The organism is Halomonas sp. SH5A2, from assembly GCF_014263395.1.
Lineage (GTDB): Bacteria > Pseudomonadota > Gammaproteobacteria > Pseudomonadales > Halomonadaceae > Vreelandella.
The window spans coordinates 2,468,985-2,491,073 of sequence record NZ_CP058321.1; the positions used below are offsets into that span (position 1 = coordinate 2,468,985).

A 22,089-nucleotide genomic window follows, 5' to 3' on the forward strand; every position below is an offset into this window, starting at 1 on the left:
GCATACGGCAATGCCTCTCGATGACACGGCTGCTACACTAAAATGTCACTTACGAAAGGATCGCGCCATGCAAGAAGACACCTTAGTAGAGTATGAAGCCTACTGCCCCTACTGCGATACCTTGTTAACACTATTGATTGATGCCTCACAGGGCAGTCACGTTACCTGGGAGGATTGCCACCAGTGCTGCGCGCCCATCCAGTTGGCGATCGAGGTATCGCTGGTCACCGGCGAGCTGGAAAGCGTGAGTCTGGGTAGCGATGACGATGTGCTTTAATTCGACGCTTTCAACACCTGCTGGCGCTTGGCTTCGTTGCGACGCATGATGTACCACGCCAGCAGCGTTGCCAGCGATACCGCTAAAATGATCAGCGTCGCCAGCGCATTGATCTTGGGTGACACGCCCATCCGCACCGATGAAAACACCACCATTGGCAACGTATTGGCCCCTGGCCCCGATACAAAGCTGGCAATCACCAGGTCATCCAACGACAGCGTAAACGCCAATAGCCAACCGGCTACCAAGGCCGGGGCGATAACCGGCAAGGTAACGCAGAAGAAGGTTTTCATCGGCGGCGACCCCAGGTCCATCGCGGCCTCTTCGATAGACCGGTCAATCTCACGCAGGCGGGCTGCCACCACCACGGCCACGTAAGCACTGCAAAAGGTGGTATGCGCGATCCAGATGGTCGCCATCCCCCGGTCGGCGGGCCAACCGGTGATTTGGGCCATTTGCACGAACAGCAGCAATAACGACAGCCCGGTGATCACCTCCGGCATTACCAAGGGGGCGGTAATCATGGTGGAAAGCGCCGTTTTGCCGCGAAATTGCCCATAGCGGGTCATCACAAACGCCGCGATGGTCCCCAGGCATACCGCCATGCTGGCGGAGAAAAAAGCAATGCGCAGGCTCATCCATATCGCCGAAAGAATCTGCTCATCGCGAAACAGCTCCCCGTACCATTGGGTGGAGAATCCCGCCCATACCGTCACCAGCTGGGAGGCGTTAAACGAGTAGACCACCAGCACCAGCATCGGCACGTACAGGAAGAGCAGCCCAAGAACCAGCATGATGCTGGTAAAACGAAAGTGCGGCTTGGCAAGGCTCATTCGTTCAACTCCCGTGACTGATGACGGTGAAACCAGACGATCGGGATCAACAACAGCAGCAACATGACCATTGCAAGCGCCGAGGCCACCGGCCAATCGCGATTGTTGAAGAATTCCTGCCACAGCACCTTGCCGATCATCAATGTATCCGGCCCACCCAACAGTTCAGGGATCACAAACTCGCCGACAGCGGGAATGAACACCAGCATGGAGCCGGCAATAATGCCCCCCATCGACAGCGGCAACGTGATTTTGATGAAGGTATTCAGCTTACGCGACCCCAGGTCTGAGGCTGCCTCGAGCAACGCATTGTCCAGCCGCGTCAAGTGAGCGTAGAGCGGTAGCACCATAAAGGGCAGGTAGGCATAGACAATCCCGATAATCACCGCGAACTGGGTATTCATCATGCGCAAAGGGGAATCGATCAGCCCGGTGCCTATCAGCAGGTTATTCAGTAAGCCGCTGTTGCTGAGGATACCCATCCAGGCATAGATCCGGATCAGAAACGACGTCCAGGATGGCAGCATCACCAATAACAACAAGATCATCTGCCAGCGTGCACTGGTCCGCGCCATTGCGTAGGCCATGGGGTAACCCATCAGCAGGCAGGCCAGGGTCGAGATAAAGGCGGTTTTCAGCGACCCCCAATACGCCGCCACATACAGCGAATCCGATGCCAGAAACAGGTAATTACCCAGGTTGAGCGCAATATTAAGGGTTTGATCGACAACCTCAACCAAGGGCCCGTACGGCGGCACCGAGATGGCAGCCTCGGAGAAACTGATTTTCAGCACCAGCGCAAAGGGCAGCAGAAAGAATAGCGTCAGCCACAGTAGTGGCAACGCAATAACCGCACGCCGCCCCAACTGCAAGCGTTTCAGCGTGGCGGAAAAGCGAGAAGGCATCATTTAGGCGATCTCCTGAGCACCCACCGCGAAAGGCGCTTTTCATAGACGAGTAAGGTGCCCATGCTAACGGTTCAGCACCATGGCGCTATGATCCTCCCAGTACACGTACACATGGTCTTCCCAGGTGGGCCTGTCGCCGCGACGCTCAGTGTTGGCCATGCTGACCTTAATCAGCTGACCGCTGGGGGTGCGCACGTAATAAAGCGAAAAACCGCCCAGATAGGCGATATCTTCCACAGTGCCTTCGCTCCAGTTATGGGCAGTGGATGGGCACTCGCGGGTCAGCCAGATCTTCTCGGGCCTTAGCGCAGCCCATACGCGACGGTCCGCGGCCTGAGTGGTAATCCCGTGGTCGATATAAATCGGTCGTTCAAGCACTGGCGACACAATCTTGCAGTGGTCGGCAGCGTCCTCGACGATCTCGCCCTCGAACAAGTTTACGGTGCCCACAAACTCGGCCACCATGCGGCTGACCGGGCTTTCGTAGATATCAATGGGCGACCCGACCTGTTCGATCCAGCCATCGGCCATGATCGCCACACGGTCGGCCATCGTCATGGCTTCTTCCTGGTCGTGGGTGACCATAATGCACGTCACCCCAACTTGCTCAATGATCTCAACGACTTCCAGCTGCATTTCGGTACGCAGTTTCTTGTCCAGCGCCCCCATCGGCTCATCAAGCAGCAGCAGTTTGGGGCGTTTGGCCAGCGAGCGGGCCAGTGCCACACGCTGGCGCTGGCCGCCGGAAAGCTGGTGCGGCTTGCGCTTGGCAAACCGTTCCATATGCACCAGCTTGAGCATGTGTGCGACCCGCGCCTCGATATCCGCCTTGGGCAGTTTGTCCTGCTTGAGCCCAAACGCGATGTTCTGAGCCACGGTTAAATGCGGAAACAGCGCATAGGACTGAAACATCATGTTGATGGGCCGCTTGTGCGGCGGCATGGCGGTAATATCGTCGCCACCCAGCAAGATACGCCCCTCACTGGGCGTTTCAAAGCCCGCCAACATACGCAGCAGCGTCGACTTGCCAGAGCCAGAGCCACCCAGCAGGGCAAAAATCTCACCGCGCTTTACCTGCAGATTGACGTCATCTACCGCCAAGGCGTCATCGAAGCGTTTGCTTAGCCGCTTCACCTCCAACACGATGTCGTCCGCGAACCGAGGGGCTTTGCCCAGGGCGCGCATTGCAGCCGTATTGGTAGGAGGATTGGATGACGCGTCGTTCGATAGGGGCGTAGTCACCATTCGCCACTCCCATCAAAAGCCCGCAGAAAACGGGCAATCAAAAAACGAACAGCGAGCCCAGGCCAATCTTAAAGGTGCCTGGGCTCGCCGTCGGATGAACGTATCTTAGCGGCCAGATTTTACGCGGTTCCAGATACGAGTGCGAGCGCGCTGGATGTCCTGGGGCTTTTCAACCTGCACGTAGAGGTTATCCATCACATCGGTATCAGGGTAGATGGCAGGATCGTTGAGAATCTCATCAGAAAGATATTCATCCGCCGCAGCGTTGGGGTTGGCATACCGCACGTACTCGGTTATTTCGGCGGCGATTTGCGGGTCAAGAATAAAGTTGATGAAGGCATGGGCGTTATCAGGATTGGGTGCATCGGCGGGAATCGCCATCATGTCAAACCACAGTGCCGCGCCTTCTTTGGGGATGCTGTAAGCAATCTCAAAGTCACGCCCGGCTTCTTCAGCCCGGTCGGCCGCCTGGAAAATATCCCCTGAGTAACCCGCCGCGACACAAATATCGCCGTTGGCCAGGTCGGACACATAGCGAGACGAGTGGAAGTAGGTGATGTCATCACGCACTTTAGCGAGTAACTCACCTGCCGCTTCCAGGTCTTCACGGCTTTCATTTGTCGGGTCCAAGCCCAGATAAACCATTGCGGGTGAGAGCATTTCATCGCCGGAATCCAGCATCGACAGCCCGCAACCGGCCTCGCTGAGTTGTCCGGTAATCTCAGGGTCAAAAAGCAATGCCCAACTATCGACGGGAGCGTCTTCACCCAGAATTTCTTCGACGCGATCGACGTTGTAACCAATACCGTTGGTTCCCCACATATAAGGCACCGAGTACTCGCTGCCTGGATCAACCTGTTCCAGGTTTTCCATCAGTGCCGGGTTCAAATGCTTTAAGTTAGGGATTTTATCGTGGTCCAGCGGCTGGTAGACGTCGGCTTTCATTTGCCGAGTGAGGTAGTAGGTGGACGGCACCACCACATCATAGCCGGACCGGCCTGAAAGTAACGCCGCATCCAGTATTTCGTTGCTGTCGAACACGTCATAAGTGACGTCGATACCAGTGCGTTCCGTGAACTTTTCCAACGTATCGGGCGCAATATAGTCGGACCAGTTGTATACCCGGACTTCATCAGCATTAACGGTGGTTGCCGCTGCGGCAAGTGAAATGGCCGCAACGGCCCCGGAAAGTTTGTGTATGTTCCCCATTTACCTGCTCCTTTTAGTGAAACTAACGATAAAACCAAGTAAGGCTTTGTTTACCCTGCCCGTTCACCATTGGGCGGTCGACCGTGCGAATTTTGCGGCGCGGGGCCCGCTATCGCAAGACAATGCACAAAAAAGTATTATGCTTGAAGCCAGCCAGTGCCACCCCCCGGCGTAGCGCAATACGCCAAATTGACGTACGCGAGCTCTATCAATAGCCTCTCCCTATCTATTCGATGTTTTTTTCCAATTTCATTAGATACGGCTTAGCCCTTAGTCTAATGGTCAATACTTTTTACTGTCATTCGCTACCAATGGAGATGTTCTGAATGTCTTTGATCAATTCTGAAGTTAAACCGTTCAACGCTACCGCTTATTTTAACGGAGAGTTCGTTGACGTTTCTGATGCCGATCTACAGGGTCAGTGGAGCATCTTCTTCTTCTACCCAGCCGACTTCACCTTTGTCTGCCCCACTGAGCTTGGCGATCTGGCAGATCACTATGACGAGTTCAAGAAGCTCGGCGTCGAAATCTACAGCGTCTCCACCGATACGCACTTCACGCACAAGGCATGGCACGACAGCTCTGAAACTATCGGCAAGCTGCAATTCCCCATGATTGCCGACCCGACGCTGCGCATTTCACGCAACTTTGAAGTCCTGATTGAAGACGCGGGTCTCGCCGAGCGCGGCACCTTCGTTGTCGATCCCGACGGCAAGATTCAGATCGTTGAAATCAACGCTGGTAACATTGGCCGCAACGCCGAAGAGCTGCTGCGCAAGGTGAAAGCCGCTCAATACGTACGCGCCAACCCGAACGAAGTCTGCCCTGCCAAGTGGGAAGAAGGCGAAGAGACCCTCGCACCATCGCTGGATCTGGTCGGCAAGATCTAACGCTATTTAACTGCGCCGCAACGCGTTAGTTTTTCGACAGGCACCCGGGCATCACCCGGGTGCCGTTGTCTGATACCCCTGAAACGACGACCCAGTTGCCGTCATACACCTTTGCAAGCCAAGAGGTTGTTTCGATCATGCTCGACGCCAATTTAAAAGATCAGCTAAAAGCGTATTTGGAAAAAGTAACGCATCCGCTTGAGCTTGTCGCCTCGCTGGATGACGGTGATAAATCGAAGGAATTACTCGGCCTGCTACAAGACATCAGCGGCTTGAGCGACAAGATCACTCTGTCGACGGAAGGCAACAATCCTCGTACACCTTCTTTCGCCATTACCCGGCCCGGCGAAGACACTGGTGTCGTGTTTGCGGGCATTCCCATGGGCCACGAGTTCACCTCGCTCGTCTTGGCGCTGCTGCAGGTGGGCGGGCACCCGCCCAAGACCAGTGATGATGTCCTCGACCAGATCCGCGCGCTTGATCAGGAACTGATCTTCGAAACCTACTATTCCCTGTCTTGCCAGAACTGCCCCGATGTCGTCCAGGTACTCAACCTGATGGCGATTTTCAACCCCAATATTCGCCACGTTGCCATCGACGGCGCGCTGTTCCAAGACGAGGTAGAAGACCGCGAGATCATGTCGGTGCCCAGCATCTACCTTAATGGCAAACCCTTTGATCAAGGCCGCATGACCCTTGAGCAAATTCTTGCCAAAGTGGATACCGGTGCCGTCGAGCGCGAAGCCAAAAAGCTTAGCGAAAAAGCCGCCTTTGACACCCTAGTGATTGGCGGCGGGCCCGCCGGCGCCGCTGCCGCTATCTACTCGGCGCGCAAAGGCATCACTACAGGTATTGCTGCCGAGCGGTTTGGCGGTCAGGTGGCCGACACCATGGGCATTGAAAACTTCATCTCGGTATCGCACACCGAAGGGCCCAAGCTGGTCAGCGCGCTTGAAGAACACGTCAAGGATTACGAAGTGGACGTGATGAACCTTCAGCGCGCCACTTCGCTCAAAACTGCCGATACCGAAGGCGGCCTGCACGAAGTGACATTGGAGTCCGGCGCCACGCTTAAAAGCAAGACCCTGGTGCTGGCCACTGGCGCGCGCTGGCGTGAAATGAACGTGCCTGGTGAGCAGACCTACCGTAACAAAGGCGTGGCGTATTGCCCGCACTGCGATGGTCCGCTTTTCAAGGGCAAACATGTCGCCGTGATTGGCGGCGGCAATTCCGGCGTAGAGGCCGCGATCGACCTGGCAGGCATTGTCGGGCACGTAACCCTGATCGAGTTCATGGGGGAAATGCGCGCCGACGCCATCCTGCAGAAAAAGCTCAAAAGCCTGCCCAACGTGGATATTATCCTCAACGCCCAGACCACCGAAGTGAACGGCGACGGCAGCCGGGTGAATGGTTTGACCTACAAAGACCGCACCAACGATGAGATCAAACACGTCGCGCTCGAAGGTATTTTTGTGCAGATTGGCCTGGTACCCAATACCGAGTGGCTAAAAGGTTCGCCCATCGAGATGAGCCCGCACGGCGAAATCATTGTCGATGCACACGGCATGACATCGGTACCGGGTATTTTTGCCGCCGGTGACGTCACCACCGTGCCTTACAAACAGATCGTCATTGCCATGGGCGAAGGTGCCAAGGCCTCGCTGGGCGCCTTTGACTATCTGATACGCCTCTAGGCGCCTACCCCAAAGTCCCCTGACCGATCCACAAGTAGTCGCTAACTACGTTGATGGATAGGTTCCCTTTGACGTTGATCACGCTGACGTCGCGCCCGCTGCCTAGCGGGCTTTTTTGTGTCACCGACTCGTAGGCTGACAAGCTGCGACGGTACCTGTGACGTTTGCACCTGAATGGCATTCAAAGCGGTTCGTTAACATCGCACCACGCACGTTGGCACTCGGCATCAGTGTCAATCTGTCACTGGCATGGACATCACCGTCCAGATGGCCATCGATACAAACGTGACCTCCCTCCAGGTCAGCGCTGACCACACTACTGGCGCTCAACTGAATCAGTTGATGCTTTGCAATTACAGCTCCCACGAAGCGCCCTTTAATCGACACACTTTCATTGGCAATGATCTTGCCTGCTATCTGCGTCGCGACCCCCAGATAACTTCCCTCTCTGCGGGGGGGCTCAAGCGATACACAACCGTCGCGAAGGGGCGATGCGTCAGGCGGCGTGAACGCATCAGACAAAGCAGGCAGGGTCAGCACATTATCAACGGTCGCTGCGTCATCGGTTCGAGCGTTTACGTTTAACGCGCTAGGGTTGCTCGCCGCCCTTTTTTTCAGTTTTTTACGTCTACCATCCACAATAATCAACGTCATTACCGCAACGCCAAGCAAAATCAGCCATGATTCAATACCCATGAGATACGATGCCCCCGCTTTTCATTCAGCCTCAATGTTATAGACCCAAGCTGATAGGCTGACGTCAAGAATACAAGGCGAGTTGCGCGTTATCTTTGCGCTTTGACTTAACAATGTTCAGCGTAAATTAATAATAACTCATGAAACGCAGCCATCATCATTCTATTGACGCCATGGCAACCGCCCTCAACCCCGACAGGTATATTGCATGTTCAGTAAAACCAAACCGCCTACCGCGCCACACAGCACGACTGACACTCAACAAAAAATGCCGCATACCGAGGAGACCGTCAGTCTGCCCACGACGGCACGGCAAAGCACCTCGGTCATTGGCAGCAATACGCAGGTTCATGGCGATATCAATAGCGACGAAGACATTACCATCGAAGGCCAGATCACTGGCGTCGTGACCTGCAAACAACACACCGTGACACTTGGCAAAAATGGCAGCCTCAGTGGCGATGCCTACGCGCATACCTTGCGTGTTTCGGGTAGCGTAGACGGCAACCTGATTGCCCTGCATAAGATAACGGTACATGACGGAGCGCAGGTGACCGGCACCCTCACCACTCCCTGCCTCGTTCTGGAGGACGGCAGCGTCTTTCATGGCAGCATCGACATGAACCCCGATAACGACGTTTTCACCAGCGTCTTTTCATCGCAACCGTCAAAGGGCGTCAACAGCAAGGGTAAAAACGAGTCGTTAAAGCCACAGGACCCGCAGAAAGTCAGCCTCCCGGCTGACGGCCCCGCCAAGAATGAAGAAACCGACACCCTTTAATGGGCGGGCCCGCACACCGGGCAGGCCGGATCTTTGGGTAAGTTAAAGTGCCGCCAGTGCCCGCTTAGCGCATCGAACAGCGAAAGCCCCTGGTGGGCCTTGCCTGCACCACTTAGCAGCTTGAACGCCTCAACGGCCTGAAAACAGCCAATCACGCCGACCAAGGGTGCCATCACGCCGCTTTCTGCACAGCTCAACGCATCGTCGCCTTGCCCGTCGGGTGGGTACAAGCAGGCGTAACAGGGCGCATCGGGCTGGCGCGGGTCAAACACTGCCAGTTGACCGGAAAAGCGAATCGCGGCCCCGGAGACCAGCGGCACCCTGGCTTTTTGCGAGGCCGCATTGATGGCATAACGGCTGGAAAAGCGATCCGTGCAGTCGAGCACCACATCGGCGGTAGCGACAAGCCGCTCGAGCCGTTCACCCTGGGCGTGCTCCACGACAGTACTGACACTGCACTCGGGGTTGAGCGCCTGCATACTGGCCTTGGCAGAATCGGCCTTGTTGTGGCCGATACTCGCCTGCTGGTGGGCAATTTGACGCTGCAGATTGGAAAGCTCGACGCTATCCGCATCGACCAGCGTGATATGCCCAACCCCCGCCGCCGCCAGATACAGGGCCGCCGGCGACCCTAAGCCACCGGCCCCGACAATCAGCGCATGGCTATCGATCAGCCGCTCCTGACCGTCGATATCCACCTCTGGCAGCATAATCTGGCGGCTATAGCGCAGCAGTGCAGGATCATCCATCATCAGCTACTTTTCCTCGAATTCCTCAAACTCAGGCACATGCAGGCTGAAGCTTTCTTTCACCTCCTCCATGACCACGTAACTCTTCGACTCCTTGACGCCCGGCAGGGTCAAGACGACATCACCGAGCAACTGGCGGTACGCCGACATTTCAGGAATACGGCACTTTAAAATGTAATCAAACTGCCCGGAAACCAGGTGGCACTCCTGAATCTGCGGCAGTTTTTCGACGGCGCGTCGAAACTCATCGAAAACGGCGGGCGACTGGGTTTCCAGGCTTATCTCCACAAACACCAGTAAATTCGCCTTGAGCGCCTGGGGGTCGAGAATCGCTTGATAGCCGCGAATAATACCGGCTTTTTCAAGACGCTTGACCCGCTCCAGGCAAGGGGTGGTCGAAAGCCCCACCTCGGTGGCCAGGTCGACGTACGAAATTCGCGCATTTTCCTGCAGACAGCGCAGGATTTTTAAATCGATGCGGTCCAGCGTTTTGTTTTTTGCTTTCATGGCAGGATCCATTACTGAAGAATCAGGCGGTAGTTAAAAAGCCTAGCGTAACGCGTTCATGGCCTCCCAGGTCGCGAACCGTTTCAACGTTTTGATAGCCCGCTACCTGCATGGCCTCGCGAAGTTCGGCGGCTTGGCCATAACCGTGTTCAAGCATCAGCCAACCGGAATCGGACAGGTAAGCCTTTGCCGTGACGATAAGATGCAGCAAATCAGCCATGCCATCGGCGTCGGCCACCAGGGCAGACGCTGGTTCAAAACGCACGTCTCCGCGTTTCAAATGCGGATCATCCGCCGCTATATACGGCGGATTGGCGACGATCATATCGAACGCCGCCGCTTCAGGGGGCGCAGAAAAGGCACTAAACCAGTCACTTTGCTGGAAACAGGCATTGCCAAGGCCCAGCTTTTTGGCATTTGTTTGCGCCAGCGCGACGGCGGCGGGGAGCAGGTCCACGCCGGTCACCTGCCAACCGGGCCGTTCGCTGGCAAACGCCAGGGCAATCGCCCCCGTTCCCGTCCCGATATCCAGCAAACGGCCATGCGGTTGCGCCGCACGGCTTAACGCCAACGCCACCAGTGTTTCGGTATCGGGCCTGGGAATAAGCGTATCCGGCGACGTCATGAGGCGCAGGCCCCAAAATTCGCGCTCCCCGGTCAAGTAGGCCACGGGATAGCCCTGGGCGCGGGCAGCCACAAGCGCATCGAATCGCGCCTGTTGCCACGTTGAACAGGCTTTATCGCCCCAGGTATACAGCCAGGTACGGTTACGCTCGATGACATGCCCGAGCAACACCTCGGCATCCAGCCGCGCGCTGGGCGAGCCTGCGTTTGCAAGCCTCTCAGTTGCCTGTTTGAGCAGCGCATCCAGGGTCATCAAGCGCCCTGCAAGGCGGATAACTGCTCCGCCTGATACTCGTGCACCAGCGGGTCGATCACGTCATCGAGCTGCTCGCCGGTCACCACTTCGGTTAATTTGTACAGTGTCAGGTTGATGCGATGATCGGTAATCCGCCCCTGGGGAAAGTTATAGGTGCGAACTCGCTCACTGCGATCGCCCGAGCCGACCAGCGAGCGGCGGGTATCGGCCTGGTTCTGGCGCTGCGCGTCCTGGGCGCTTTGCTTCAATTTGGCCGCCAGCAGCGACATCGCCTTGGCACGGTTTTTATGCTGGCTGCGCTCTTCCTGGCACTCAACGACCACCCCTGATGGCAGGTGGGTAATGCGAATCGCCGAGTCGGTGGTGTTGACGTGCTGGCCGCCCGCGCCGCTGGAGCGAAAGGTATCGACGCGCAAGTCAGATGTATTGATGTCCACATCGCCCACGTCGTCGACTTCGGGCATCACGGCCACGGTACACGCCGACGTGTGGATCCGCCCCTGGGATTCGGTGGCGGGGACGCGCTGGACACGGTGCGCCCCCGACTCAAACTTCAGCCGGGCATAGACGCTGTCGCCTTTCACCCGCGAGATAATTTCTTTGTAGCCGCCTTGCTCGCCGTGGCTGGCACTAACGACTTCCACCCGCCAGCCGCGCTTTTCAGCATACCGGGAATACATGCGAAACAGGTCACCGGCAAACAATGAGGCTTCATCGCCGCCCGTACCCGCACGGATTTCCAGGTAAACGCTACGACCGTCATCAGGGTCTTTGGGTACCAGCAGTCGTTTGAGTTCTACATCTAACGCGTCCAACTGCTCGCGCCCGTCGTCGATCTCCATCTCAGCGAGTTCGCGTATCTCGGGGTCGCTGTCCTGGCTAAGCTGCTGCGCTGCGTCAATATCGTTTTCGATGCGGCGATAGCGCTGCCAAGCCCCTACTAGGTCGTCGAGCTCGGCGTATTCACGGGAGTAATCGCGAAAACGCTGCTGATCTTGAATCACCTCGGGGTCAGACAACAGCATTGACAGCTCTTCGAATCGGTCGGCAAAGCTATCTAAACGTTGGCGCAGTGTTTCTTTCATGCGGGCGTATCATCCTTCTGGCGATTGGCCGTCGATGTCGAGGGTTTCTCAAAGGCAGGCTTGGGCGGCATTAACAGGCGCGGCGCTGCTTCCAATAGCGCGTGATCTTCCTGAGACGCCGCATCGCGCAGCGTTTGTGTCGGCTGGTGCATCAGCCGGTTGGCAAGTTGATGGGCCAGACGCTCGACAACCTTTGTCGGGTCCTCGCCACGCGCCAGCCGCTCGAGCGCCTGGTCTCGCGCTGTATCCCGCAGCGACTCCCCGTGGCGGCGATAACCGCGAATAAGCTCACCACCGTGACGAATGCGCCGTTCATGCTGCCAGCCGCTGACGCCATGCTCAATCAGTGACTCTGCCTGATCAGCGGCCACCTGACGATGACGACGGTTTTCCTGAATAACCTCTTCAAGGTCATCAACGGTATACAGGAACACATCGGCGAGATCTCCCACTTCGGGCTCGATATCACGTGGCACGGCAATATCGACCATGAACACCGGGCGATGACGACGTTTTTTAAGGGCGCGCTCGACCATGCCCTTGCCTAGAATAGGCAACGGCGCCGCCGTGGAGGAAATAACGATATCCGCTTCTTCCAGTGCGGCCGGAATCTCCGGCAGGGTAATCGCCGTGCCGCCGAGCGGCGCTGATACCTTCTCGGCGCGCTCACGGGTCCGGTTGGCCACCGTCAGCTTTCGCACCCCAGCTTCATGGAGGTGCCGGGCGACCAGCTCGATGGTTTCACCTGCCCCGATCAACAACGCTTTTGAACGACCAAAATCATCAAAAATCCGGCTGGCCATACTGACCGCGGCGTAAGCCACGGACACCGGGTTTTTGCCGATACCGGTTTCCGTGCGCACCTGCTTGGCCACGGCAAAGGTATGCTGGAATAACCGTTCGAGCTCGCTGCCCAGGCCTTGGGCTTCACGGGCCTGCTGGTAGGCTTCTTTGAGTTGACCAAGAATTTGCGGCTCGCCCAGCACCATGGAATCGAGCCCCACGGCAACGCGCATCAGGTGGCGAACCGCCTCATTATCCAGGTAGTGGTAGGCACAGTGGGTCAGCTCATCGACCTGTAACCGATGAAAGCGGCTCAGCCAGTCGAGGACGACTTTTTCGCCTGCTGCGTCAGTCACGCAATACAGTTCTGTCCGGTTACAGGTCGACAGTACCGCTGCCTCACTGATTTGCGGTAGCGCACGCAGTTCCATCAGCGCGTGGTCGAGCTGCGCCGGTGTAAAGGCAACCTGTTCGCGCACGGCGATGCTGGCGGTGCGATGATTAATTCCCAGGGCAAGGAGCGTCATGGGTTAGGCGTCTTCGCTAGTGTGTCGGTCTTCACGTCAATTTGGGCTTGCTCGGGCAAGTCTGGACAGAGAATATGAGGGCTAAACGCCGCACGATAAAGTGCACTATCTTATCACAGCACAGAATGATCTGGCGCACACCACTTTGCCGCAGGCAGGCAAGCCGCTATGCTGAGCACTCGGCCAACTGATTGAGACCCGCATGCCACCACGTCTGCTACTATTTTCCCTGGCCACTATCACGTTATCAGTGAGTGGCTGCCAGCTGTCGCCCAATGCCAACGACGAGCGGCTTTCGCTAACTGCTGACCCCATGGATAACGCCCCGCCCGTTACGCAGGGGCTGGACGCTGCTGGCTTAAGCACGCTGTTGCAAGCAGAGTTTGCCGGGCAGCGCGGCGACTTCAAGCGGGCCAGCCAAGGCTACCTTGAAGCCGCTAGACGCTACGGCGCCGAGGCACTGGCTGAGCGCGCCACTTTTGCCGCGCGCTTCAGCAACGACGAAAGCCTGATCGAAGAGGCGGCACAGAGCTGGAAAAAACTGAACCCCGGGGCCGACACCCCCAATCGGCTTCTCGCCGCTCTTTCGCTGCAACAGGGCGATTGGATGGAAAGCCTGGAGCGCCGCCTGGCCTTGAGTGAAGCCAATCAGGATGGCGAACTCACCGGTTTCGCCGAAACCGCCATCGCCGAACAGGGCCCGCTCAACCGACTGCTGAGCCGCCTTGTCGCACATTTGAACCAGACATCGTCCAGCGAGCCGGCACAACAAGCCGATGCCCTGCTAGCGGCGGCGCTCTGGGAAGCGGCGCTCGGGCGCACTGAACGAGCCCGCGGCTATCTCGACCAAGCCTCAGGCTTGAGCGAGCGTCCCTCCTTACTGCTGGTAGAAGGCCAACTGGCATTTGAAACCGGCAACCCCGGCAAGGCTCGCCAAGCGGCCCAGCAAGGCCTGCAGGACAACCCCGATGACGTGCGCTTTTTATTACTGCTGGCTCAGGCCGAGATTCGACTCGACAATCTTGATGCTGCCCAACAGCAAACTGACGCCCTGCTCGACCGACACACAGGCAGCGATGCATTAAGGGTCGCCCTTGCCCAACTGTATCTGGATGAGGGCCACCCCGACCCCGCACAGCGGCTTCTACAGCCGCTGATGGGCCGGGATGATACGCCCAACCTGGCCTACTATTTGCTCGGTGTGATTGCACAGTCGAAAGGCGACACCGACAACGCACTGCTTTACTATCGGCAGGTCGACAGCGGTGAGGAATTCCTGCCCGCTCGCGCCACGGCGGCGCAAATGCTCATTGATGACGATCGTCTCATCGACGCACGTGCCTTTTTGCGTGTCGAGCGCATGCGTCACGACGATTACTTCAGCGATCTGGTCAAACTGGAAGTACAACTACTCGACGAACTGGGCCGGACCGATGAGGCCAATGCCCTTCTTACCCGTGAGCTAACACGCACCCCAGACGACACCGACCTACTATACTTCCGCGCGATGCGCGCCTGGGAAATGGGCGATATTGAACAGATGGAGGAAGACCTGCGCCATGTGCTACGCATCGAACCCGACAATGCCGTGGCGCTCAATGCGCTGGGGTACACCCTGGCGGATCTCGATCTTCCTGACCGCCTTGACGAAGCCCGCGAGCTGATTGAGCGCGCCTATGCGCTGGATGGTGACAACCCCGCGGTCCTCGACAGCCTTGGCTGGGTGTATTACCGCCTGGGCGATGCTGAGAAAGCCCTCCCCTGGCTCGAAAAAGCCTATGCCCGCATGCCCGACCAGGAAATTGCTGGCCATCTTGCCGAGGTGCTGCATGCCCTGGGGCGCAGCGACGAAGCACGCCAAATCATCCATGACGTACAACAGCGCACCCAGGACCATCCGACGATTGATGGATTAATACAGCGCTATCCCGAACTCGACCCAGCAAACCACCTCTAAAACGTCTCCGGCCGCGTGATAGCCGTTGACCGATGAATTGACAAGGAGTCCGACATGCCCACTATTGCTTCCACTTATATACTGCCCCACCCCTTGCGTCGGGCATCAAGGCTTGTGGCCTGCGCGGCGGCATTATTACTCGCCGGGTGCGCCACTCAAGCCCCGCAGGACGACAGCGGCCGTCAAGCCGGTGACTGGGACGCCCAGGAAGACCGGGTAAACGACTTTGACACCTGGACCCTGGTGGGTAAGGCCGGGTTGCGCACCCCTGACGAAAACACCAGCGCCAACCTCGACTGGAATCAGCACCCGCACTATTTCCGCATGCTGATAAGCGGTCCTTTTGGCGGTGGACGCAACGTGCTGGAAGGACGCGAGGGGCGCTTTTCGCTGTCCAATAGTGAAGGCCGTTTCGAGGCCGAAACCCCCGAAGCCCTGATGGAAGAGCAACTCGGCTGGGCGCTGCCCGTCAGCGCCATGCCCGACTGGGTGCGCGGCCTGCCAGGCAACAATGACAACTACCAGATGGAAACCGACGAATTCGGCTTCCCCAGTCATTTATCCCAGGACGGCTGGGAAATCGACTATCGTGATTGGGAACAATTCGAAGGCATGTGGCTGCCACGTCGCCTGGTGATGAATTACGACGAGATTCGCATCACCCTGGTCGTCAACGAATGGCGTTCCACGGACGAAGAAGGTCAGTAAGCCAAGCATCATGACAACCCTGACGCTTCCCGCGCCCGCCAAGCTGAATCGGCTTTTGCATATTACCGGCCGCCGTGAAGACGGCTACCATTGTCTGCAAACGCTGTTTCAGATTATCGACCTATGCGATCAGCTAACGCTTAGCGCTAGCGATGACGGGATGATAAAGCTGGTAAACCGCGTGCCCGGCGTCGCCGACAGCGATAACCTGATCGTAAGGGCTGCCAAGCTGTTACAACAGGAGAGCGGCACTCGCCTGGGTGCCACGCTGGCTCTGGACAAAAAACTGCCGATGGGCGGTGGCCTGGGAGGCGGCAGCTCCGACGCCGCCACGACACTCGTGGGCCTCAACACACTCTGGCAGCTTGGGTTCTCGCTCGACGAACTCGCAACACTTGGGCTAAAGCTAGGTGCCGATGTCCCGGTCTTTGTTCATGGTCACAGCGCCTGGGCCGAGGGCGTCGGCGAACAGCTCACGCCGGTGAGCCTCGACACCCCCTGGTTTGTAATCATTCATCCCGGTGTTAACGTCTCGACAAAGGCGGTATTCCAGGACCCGCAATTGACACGCGACAGCCGCCCCATTACTATGGCGCGCGCACTGCAGGGGGGAGCGTCAGAGTGGAGCAATGACTGTGAAGCGGTGGTCAAACAGCACTATCCAGCCATTGCACAAGCGCTAGACTGGCTATCACAGCATGCACCAAGCCGGTTAACCGGCACAGGTGCCTGTGTGTTTGCGGCATTCGATGATGCGCAGACCGCATACGCAGTAGCCGAGGCGGCGGGCCATCACGGACCTGCCTGGGTAGCTCGCGGACTCAACACCTCTCCTCTACATGATGCTTTGGGCTGCTGAATCGCCCGGTCATCGCATCAGGTCATTACTGGGGTATAGCCAAGTGGTAAGGCACCGGTTTTTGGTATCGGCATTCCCAGGTTCGAATCCTGGTACCCCAGCCAACCTGACGCTGACCAGCGTTTTTCTCCCTGAACCCCAACACTGCAAAGGTGGCTGCGCGTGTCAAAATTGATGGTTTTCGCCGGGAATGCCAATCCCGAACTCGCTCAAAAAATTGCCGAGAGCTTGGACAGCCGTATGGGTAACGCCACGGTGGGTCAATTCAGCGACGGTGAAATCGCGGTCGAGATCAATGAGAACGTGCGCGGTAAGGATGTCTTCATCCTGCAGTCCACCTGCGCGCCGACTAACGACAACTTGATGGAGATGATCCTGATGGTCGACGCCCTGCGGCGCGCCTCAGCCACTCGCATCACGGCCGTACTGCCCTACTTTGGCTATGCCCGCCAGGATCGCCGAGTGCGTTCGGCACGGGTGCCCATCTCGGCCAAAGTGGTCGCCGACATGATGGTCAAGGCCGGGGTTGACCGCGTCATGACCATGGACCTGCACGCCGACCAGATTCAAGGCTTCTTCGACGTACCGGTCGATAACGTCTACGGGTCGCCGATTCTGCTCGACGACATCGAACGTCAGAACTACAGCGATCTGGTGGTGGTGTCCCCCGATGTTGGCGGCGTTGTCCGCGCTCGCGCCATTGCCAAACAGCTCAATGCCGACCTGGCCATCATCGACAAGCGCCGCCCTCAGGCTAACCAAGCCCAAGTGATGCACATCATCGGTGAAATCGAAGGCCGTACCTGTGTGGTCGTCGATGATATGATCGACACAGCGGGTACGCTGTGCAAAGCCGGTGAAGCACTGAAAGATCACGGTGCCAAGCGCGTCGTCGCCTACGCCACGCACCCGATATTATCCGGCCCTGCCGTCGACAATATCACCAACTCAGAACTTGACGAAGTCGTGGTGACCGACACCATACCGCTTTCCGACGCAGCTCGGCGGAGCGGTAAAATTCGTCAGTTGAGCGTTGCTGGCCTGATCGCGGAAGCCATCCGCCGCGTCAGCAATGAAGAATCTGTCAGCGCGATGTTCCACTAATCGCCTGACATCACAGCCCACTTACGGGCTCCTGGGAACGTCGTCGTCTGGTCGCGGGCGGCGGCGTTTCCTTACTTAAACCAAGAGGCAATTCCATGTCTGATTTTAGTTTGAAAGCCAGTGTTCGTAACGACCTGGGGAAAGGTGCGAGCCGCCGCCTGCGTCGTGCGAACGAACAGGTACCGGCCGTTGTTTACGGCGGTAACAAAGACGCACAGTCGATCGCCGTCGAAAAAACCGCCTTTTACAAGGCGATTGAAGACGAATCGTTCTTCTCCTCGGTCATCACGCTAGTGATTGACGGCAAAAACGAGCAGGTTGTGGTACGTGACCTTCAGCGTCACCCCTACAAGCCGCTGCTGACCCATGCCGACTTCCTGCGTGTTGACGCCACCCACGAAATCACCATGAACGTGCCGCTGCACGTGACTGGCGAAGAAGCGTGTGTCGGCATCAAGGACCAAGACGGCGAACTGCACGTTCTTGCTAACGAAGTGGCGATCAGCTGCTTGCCGAAAGATCTTCCTGACTATCTGGAAATTGACATCAGCAATGCCGAAGTCGGCACGACGCTGCACCTGTCAGACCTGACCCTGCCGGCAGGCGTCACTTCAGTTGACCTTTCTCACGGTGAAGATCACGACAACGCGATTCTCAGCGTCACCAAGATGAAGGTTCGTGCTACTGACGAAGACGAAGAAGAAGGCGGTGAAAGCGAAAGCGACAGTGAAGGCGAAGAAGACAACAGCGCCGAGTAAGCTGTCAACGTGGGCCGTGCCCGCACGGCCCAAGCAATGTTAAAATCAAGCGCTTCGGCGCTTGATTTTTTTTGCAGCCCGCCATCCGTGGCTGGCGCTCTTCGGGCCGCGGCTGGCGCGGCGTCAAAAATTTCTCCCGGAAATTTTTTGGAGGTGGGAAATGAGCCAGGTAACGGCCATCATTGGACTCGGCAACCCCGGGCCGGAGTATGCGACAACGCGCCATAACGCCGGCTTTTGGCTGGTCGATGCCATTGCACGCAGCGCGCATGACGAACTGCGTCCAGAAAAGAAGTTCCTCGGGCACTATGCCAAGGTGCGCATCGGCGACCAGGACGTTCATCTTCTCAAGCCCGCTACCTATATGAATCGCAGCGGCGCTGCTGTCGCGGCATTGAGCCAGTTTTTCAAACTTGCCCCCGAAAATCTGCTGGTGGCCCACGACGAACTCGACCTGCCTCCTGGTCAGGCGCGTTATAAAAGCGGTGGCGGCCATGGCGGCCACAATGGGCTACGCGATATCGCCAGCGCATTGGGCGACCAAAAGCAGTTTCACCGCGTGCGGATTGGCGTCGGTCACCCAGGCGACGCACGCCAGGTGACCAACTACGTGCTAGGCCGCGCTGGCAAGGATGAACAAGCGGCGATTGAACGCGCGATCGAAGAATGCCAAGCGACATTACCCTCGGCACTGGCCGGTGACTGGGCCAAAGCTATGAACCAGTTGCACAGTCTCAAGCTGTAGCGTTACCCCCGTAGCTGGCAGCGGGCTGATCTCGTAGAATAGCCATTGATTTCTCGCCTACCATTTTATTTCAGGAACACTTTATGGGTTTTAACTGCGGCATCGTCGGCCTGCCCAACGTCGGCAAGTCAACACTCTTCAATGCGCTTACCAAGTCGGGTATTGATGCAGAAAACTTCCCCTTCTGCACCATCGAACCCAACGTCGGGATCGTCCCCATGCCCGACCCGCGCCTTAATGCGTTGGCCGAGATCGTCAAACCGCAAAAAGTGCTGCCGACTACCATGGAGTTTGTCGACATTGCTGGCCTGGTGGCAGGCGCCTCAAAAGGCGAAGGACTGGGCAACAAGTTTCTGGCCAATATCCGCGAAACTCAGGCCATCGCCCACGTAGTGCGCTGTTTCGATAACGACAACGTGATCCACGTCTCCAATCAGGTCGACCCGCGCATTGATATCGAAACCATCAACCTTGAATTGGCGCTTGCCGACTTGGATACCGTCGAAAAGGCCAGTCAGCGCCTGGTGCGCGTTGTCAAAGGTGGCGATAAAGACGCCATCGCCACCAAAGCCGTGTTGGACAAAATTCACCCACACCTCGCCGAGGGGCAGCCGCTACGCAGCTTTGGCTTGAGCGAAGAAGAACAGCTCCAGGTTAAAAGCTTTGGCTTTTTGACGCTCAAGCCCACCATGTACATTGCCAACGTCAATGAAGACGGGTTCGACAATAACCCTTATCTCGATATCGTCAACGAAATCGCTGCCGAGGAAGGCGCTGTCGTGGTGCCGGTCTGCAACCAGATCGAAGCCGAAATCGCCGAGCTGGACGACGAAGAACGCGAGATGTTTTTAAGCGAGATGGGGATGGAAGAACCCGGCCTGGATCGCGTGATTCGCGCCGGTTATGCGTTGCTCGGCTTGCAAACCTACTTCACTGCGGGCGTCAAGGAAGTGCGCGCCTGGACCGTCAAGCAAGGGGCCACTGCACCGGAAGCCGCCGGCGCCATCCATACCGATTTTCAGAAAGGCTTTATCCGCGCCGAAGTGGTCGCCTACGACGACTTTGTCTCACTGGGCGGCGAGCAAGGCGCCAAAGACGCGGGCAAATGGCGACTGGAAGGCAAGGAATACATCGTCAAGGATGGCGACGTGGTGCATTTCCGTTTCAATGTATAGTCCGCAACGCAGTCACTGCTTAAGCGCAGCGGTGAACCTTCGCGACCGATAACCTAGCGTTTAAGCGCTGCCTTCCTGGCAGCGCTGAAGCCTGCTAGGGTTAATGAATGCCTTACTCTTCCTACCCAGATGATCGGACTATCGGTCATGCACCCCGATCCGGCCTGTTAATTTTCAGCTTGCTGCTACCGCTGGCAATGCTTTCAGGCTGCGGCCAGAGCGAGTCGACGGTTACACAGGTCGACCCGCCCGAACCGGGCGGGACACTCAACGTCGTTACCCGCAACAGCGCCACCACTTACTTCATTGACCGTGAAGGAATGTCGGCTGGCCCCGAGCACGACCTCGTCGAAGCGTTCGCCGAGGCCAACGACTGGGAGGTTGAATGGACGCTTGCCGAGTCCACATCCGGGGTACTCCAGTCTTTGCAAGACGATGAGCAACGGCTCGCCGCCGCTGGACTGACGCACCTACCGTCCCGGGATGAACACTTCCGCCGGGGCCCTACTCACACCGATATCGTCGAGCAACTGGTCTGTCACCGCGACATGCGCCCCATGCCGCGCCAAGTAGAGGAAATGGCGGGGATCGATATCCGCGTCACGGCAGATTCCAGCTACGCTGAAAAGCTGCAGAGCCTGGTCAACCAGCATACGGGCATCGACTTCGAGGAAGATCCGCGTACCACTGAAATACTACTGACCGAAGTGGCCGAAAAGCGTATCGACTGCACCGTTGGCGACTCCAATATCGTGCAGTTGGTTCGCCGCCACTTTCCGCACCTGGAAGTGGCCATCAACCTCACCAGCGGTGACCGGCTGGGCTGGTACCTGCCTGCCGACCAACAGGCACTGGCCGATATGGCCGACCAATGGATGGCAAGCCCCGAGGGCCAGGAAAGCATCAACGAGGTGCAGCAGCGCTACTACGCTTATATCAGCGAGTTCGACTTCGTTGACCTGCGCGCGCTCAACCGGCGCATCGACGAACGCCTGCCTGACTACCTTGACCTTTTCCTGGAGGCTCAGGACGAGACCGGCATGCCCGCCGACCTGCTTGCCGCGCTGGCTTACCAGGAATCGCACTGGGACCCGCAAGCGGTCTCCCCTACCGGTGTGCGTGGCATCATGATGCTGACGCAGAACACCGCCCAATCTCTTGGCGTCGACAATCGCCTGAACCCGGCAGCGTCCATCGATGGTGGCGCCCGCTATCTTGCCGACCGCCATCAGCGCCTTCCCGACACTCTCCCGGAGCCGGATCGTACTTACCTGGCCCTGGCAAGCTACAACATTGGCCGCGGCCACGTGCTGGATGCCCGAAAGCTGGCCCGGGAGCTGGGCAAAGACCCGAATTCCTGGGAAGACATGAAGGAGGTCCTGCCGCTCAAGGCCGACAAACGTTACTACCCGCAGACCCGCTATGGTTACGCCCGGGGCTATGAGCCAGTGCACTATGTGCAACGAATCCGCAACTACCAGGACGTGATCGAGCCTGCAATGCAATGGTTACCGCTATCGACCGACGAGCAATAACGCCGAGCATGGCGGGCTTGACGCGGCCAAGGCAGATGCGTATTATGCGCTTCCGTTGAATGGCTACGTAGCTCAGCTGGTTAGAGCACATCACTCATAATGATGGGGTCCCCTGTTCAAATCAGGGCGTAGCCACCATGCGAACATTGAAAGCCCGCTGACTCTGTCGGCGGGCTTTTTTGTG

The 22,089-nt window shown here is 57.6% G+C and carries 22 protein-coding genes and 2 tRNA genes; 14 read left to right on the forward strand and 10 right to left on the reverse strand.

Translation table 11 applies throughout. The features are described 5' to 3' along the window. Positions 1 to 67 precede the first annotated feature (67 nt). On the forward strand, positions 68 to 277 hold the full coding sequence (locus tag HXW73_RS11545) for a CPXCG motif-containing cysteine-rich protein (RefSeq protein ID WP_186253244.1): 210 nt from the start codon (positions 68 to 70) through the stop codon (positions 275 to 277). Here HXW73_RS11545 and HXW73_RS11550 read toward each other — a convergent pair. The 4 genes from HXW73_RS11550 to HXW73_RS11565 all read right to left on the reverse strand — a co-directional run bounded on the left by HXW73_RS11550 (position 274) and on the right by HXW73_RS11565 (position 4,472). Beyond that, complete coding sequence (locus HXW73_RS11550; RefSeq protein WP_186253245.1) at positions 274 to 1,110, reverse strand: ABC transporter permease subunit; 837 nt, start codon at positions 1,108 to 1,110, stop codon at positions 274 to 276. The two genes, HXW73_RS11545 and HXW73_RS11550, sit on opposite strands and share 4 nt — an antisense overlap. Beyond that, positions 1,107 to 2,018 carry an ABC transporter permease subunit gene (locus HXW73_RS11555; RefSeq protein ID WP_186253246.1) on the reverse strand — a complete coding sequence of 304 codons (912 nt, stop codon included), beginning with the start codon at positions 2,016 to 2,018 and terminating at the stop codon, positions 1,107 to 1,109. Before HXW73_RS11555 ends, HXW73_RS11550 begins: the two co-directional genes overlap by 4 nt. Before the next feature lie 63 nt (positions 2,019 to 2,081). Beyond that, positions 2,082 to 3,263, reverse strand: a complete 1,182-nt coding sequence (locus tag HXW73_RS11560; RefSeq protein WP_186253247.1) for an ABC transporter ATP-binding protein — start codon at positions 3,261 to 3,263, stop codon at positions 2,082 to 2,084. 105 nt (positions 3,264 to 3,368) lie between these two features. Beyond that, positions 3,369 to 4,472, reverse strand: a complete 1,104-nt coding sequence (locus HXW73_RS11565) for a polyamine ABC transporter substrate-binding protein (RefSeq protein WP_186253248.1) — start codon at positions 4,470 to 4,472, stop codon at positions 3,369 to 3,371. A 326-nt stretch (positions 4,473 to 4,798) separates the two neighbouring features. On the opposite strand from HXW73_RS11565, the gene ahpC reads away from it, so the two are divergent. Both ahpC and ahpF read left to right on the forward strand, forming a co-directional pair. Then, complete coding sequence (ahpC, locus tag HXW73_RS11570; RefSeq protein ID WP_186253249.1) at positions 4,799 to 5,362, forward strand: alkyl hydroperoxide reductase subunit C; 564 nt, start codon at positions 4,799 to 4,801, stop codon at positions 5,360 to 5,362. A gap of 137 nt (positions 5,363 to 5,499) precedes the next feature. Next, positions 5,500 to 7,056, forward strand: a complete 1,557-nt coding sequence (ahpF, locus tag HXW73_RS11575) for an alkyl hydroperoxide reductase subunit F (RefSeq protein ID WP_186256006.1) — start codon at positions 5,500 to 5,502, stop codon at positions 7,054 to 7,056. A gap of 120 nt (positions 7,057 to 7,176) precedes the next feature. On the opposite strand, the gene HXW73_RS11580 is transcribed toward ahpF, so the two are convergent. After that, entirely contained in the window at positions 7,177 to 7,710 is a 534-nt protein-coding gene (locus tag HXW73_RS11580; RefSeq protein ID WP_186253250.1) for a bactofilin family protein, read from the reverse strand. Positions 7,711 to 7,960: 250 nt separating this feature from the next. Here HXW73_RS11580 and HXW73_RS11585 point away from each other — a divergent pair, with 250 nt between their 5' ends. Continuing rightward, positions 7,961 to 8,533, forward strand: a complete 573-nt coding sequence (locus tag HXW73_RS11585) for a bactofilin family protein (RefSeq protein WP_186253251.1) — start codon at positions 7,961 to 7,963, stop codon at positions 8,531 to 8,533. Here the strand turns inward: HXW73_RS11585 and HXW73_RS11590 are convergent. The 5 genes from HXW73_RS11590 to hemA are packed head-to-tail and all read right to left on the reverse strand — an operon-like array spanning position 8,530 to position 13,064. Beyond that, complete coding sequence (locus tag HXW73_RS11590; RefSeq protein WP_186253252.1) at positions 8,530 to 9,285, reverse strand: HesA/MoeB/ThiF family protein; 756 nt, start codon at positions 9,283 to 9,285, stop codon at positions 8,530 to 8,532. The two genes, HXW73_RS11585 and HXW73_RS11590, sit on opposite strands and share 4 nt — an antisense overlap. A 3-nt stretch (positions 9,286 to 9,288) precedes the next feature. Further along, on the reverse strand, positions 9,289 to 9,789 hold the full coding sequence (locus tag HXW73_RS11595) for an Lrp/AsnC ligand binding domain-containing protein (protein ID WP_085917422.1): 501 nt from the start codon (positions 9,787 to 9,789) through the stop codon (positions 9,289 to 9,291). Between the two features lie 22 nt (positions 9,790 to 9,811). Further along, positions 9,812 to 10,666, reverse strand: a complete 855-nt coding sequence (prmC, locus tag HXW73_RS11600; RefSeq protein ID WP_186253253.1) for a peptide chain release factor N(5)-glutamine methyltransferase — start codon at positions 10,664 to 10,666, stop codon at positions 9,812 to 9,814. Then, positions 10,666 to 11,754 (reverse strand): peptide chain release factor 1, encoded by a 1,089-nt coding sequence (gene prfA, locus HXW73_RS11605; protein WP_186253254.1) that lies wholly within the window; start codon positions 11,752 to 11,754, stop codon positions 10,666 to 10,668. The genes prmC and prfA overlap by 1 nt, the downstream gene beginning before the upstream one ends. Beyond that, positions 11,751 to 13,064 (reverse strand): glutamyl-tRNA reductase, encoded by a 1,314-nt coding sequence (gene hemA / locus HXW73_RS11610; RefSeq protein WP_186253255.1) that lies wholly within the window; start codon positions 13,062 to 13,064, stop codon positions 11,751 to 11,753. The genes prfA and hemA overlap by 4 nt, the downstream gene beginning before the upstream one ends. A 202-nt stretch (positions 13,065 to 13,266) precedes the next feature. On the opposite strand from hemA, the gene HXW73_RS11615 reads away from it, so the two are divergent. The 10 genes from HXW73_RS11615 to HXW73_RS11660 all read left to right on the forward strand — a co-directional run bounded on the left by HXW73_RS11615 (position 13,267) and on the right by HXW73_RS11660 (position 22,043). Next, on the forward strand, positions 13,267 to 15,021 hold the full coding sequence (locus HXW73_RS11615; protein WP_240538617.1) for a tetratricopeptide repeat protein: 1,755 nt from the start codon (positions 13,267 to 13,269) through the stop codon (positions 15,019 to 15,021). A gap of 54 nt (positions 15,022 to 15,075) precedes the next feature. Next, positions 15,076 to 15,729 carry a lipoprotein insertase outer membrane protein LolB gene (lolB, locus tag HXW73_RS11620; RefSeq protein WP_186253256.1) on the forward strand — a complete coding sequence of 218 codons (654 nt, stop codon included), beginning with the start codon at positions 15,076 to 15,078 and terminating at the stop codon, positions 15,727 to 15,729. A gap of 10 nt (positions 15,730 to 15,739) precedes the next feature. Next, positions 15,740 to 16,588 (forward strand): 4-(cytidine 5'-diphospho)-2-C-methyl-D-erythritol kinase, encoded by an 849-nt coding sequence (ispE, locus tag HXW73_RS11625; protein WP_186253257.1) that lies wholly within the window; start codon positions 15,740 to 15,742, stop codon positions 16,586 to 16,588. A gap of 29 nt (positions 16,589 to 16,617) precedes the next feature. After that, positions 16,618 to 16,692 (forward strand) — tRNA-Gln (locus HXW73_RS11630). Between the two features lie 58 nt (positions 16,693 to 16,750). Further along, positions 16,751 to 17,692 (forward strand): ribose-phosphate pyrophosphokinase, encoded by a 942-nt coding sequence (locus HXW73_RS11635; RefSeq protein ID WP_186253258.1) that lies wholly within the window; start codon positions 16,751 to 16,753, stop codon positions 17,690 to 17,692. 95 nt (positions 17,693 to 17,787) lie between these two features. Next, positions 17,788 to 18,450 carry a 50S ribosomal protein L25/general stress protein Ctc gene (locus HXW73_RS11640; protein ID WP_186253259.1) on the forward strand — a complete coding sequence of 221 codons (663 nt, stop codon included), beginning with the start codon at positions 17,788 to 17,790 and terminating at the stop codon, positions 18,448 to 18,450. Between the two features lie 160 nt (positions 18,451 to 18,610). Continuing rightward, positions 18,611 to 19,195 carry an aminoacyl-tRNA hydrolase gene (gene pth / locus HXW73_RS11645; RefSeq protein ID WP_186253260.1) on the forward strand — a complete coding sequence of 195 codons (585 nt, stop codon included), beginning with the start codon at positions 18,611 to 18,613 and terminating at the stop codon, positions 19,193 to 19,195. 83 nt (positions 19,196 to 19,278) lie between these two features. Then, the gene (ychF, locus tag HXW73_RS11650; RefSeq protein ID WP_186253261.1) at positions 19,279 to 20,370 is read left to right on the forward strand and encodes a redox-regulated ATPase YchF; all 1,092 of its coding nucleotides are present in this window, start codon (positions 19,279 to 19,281) and stop codon (positions 20,368 to 20,370) included. A gap of 107 nt (positions 20,371 to 20,477) precedes the next feature. After that, positions 20,478 to 21,905, forward strand: a complete 1,428-nt coding sequence (gene mltF, locus HXW73_RS11655) for a membrane-bound lytic murein transglycosylase MltF (protein WP_186253262.1) — start codon at positions 20,478 to 20,480, stop codon at positions 21,903 to 21,905. Between the two features lie 61 nt (positions 21,906 to 21,966). Continuing rightward, a tRNA-Met gene (locus HXW73_RS11660) sits at positions 21,967 to 22,043 on the forward strand. Positions 22,044 to 22,089 lie beyond the last annotated feature (46 nt).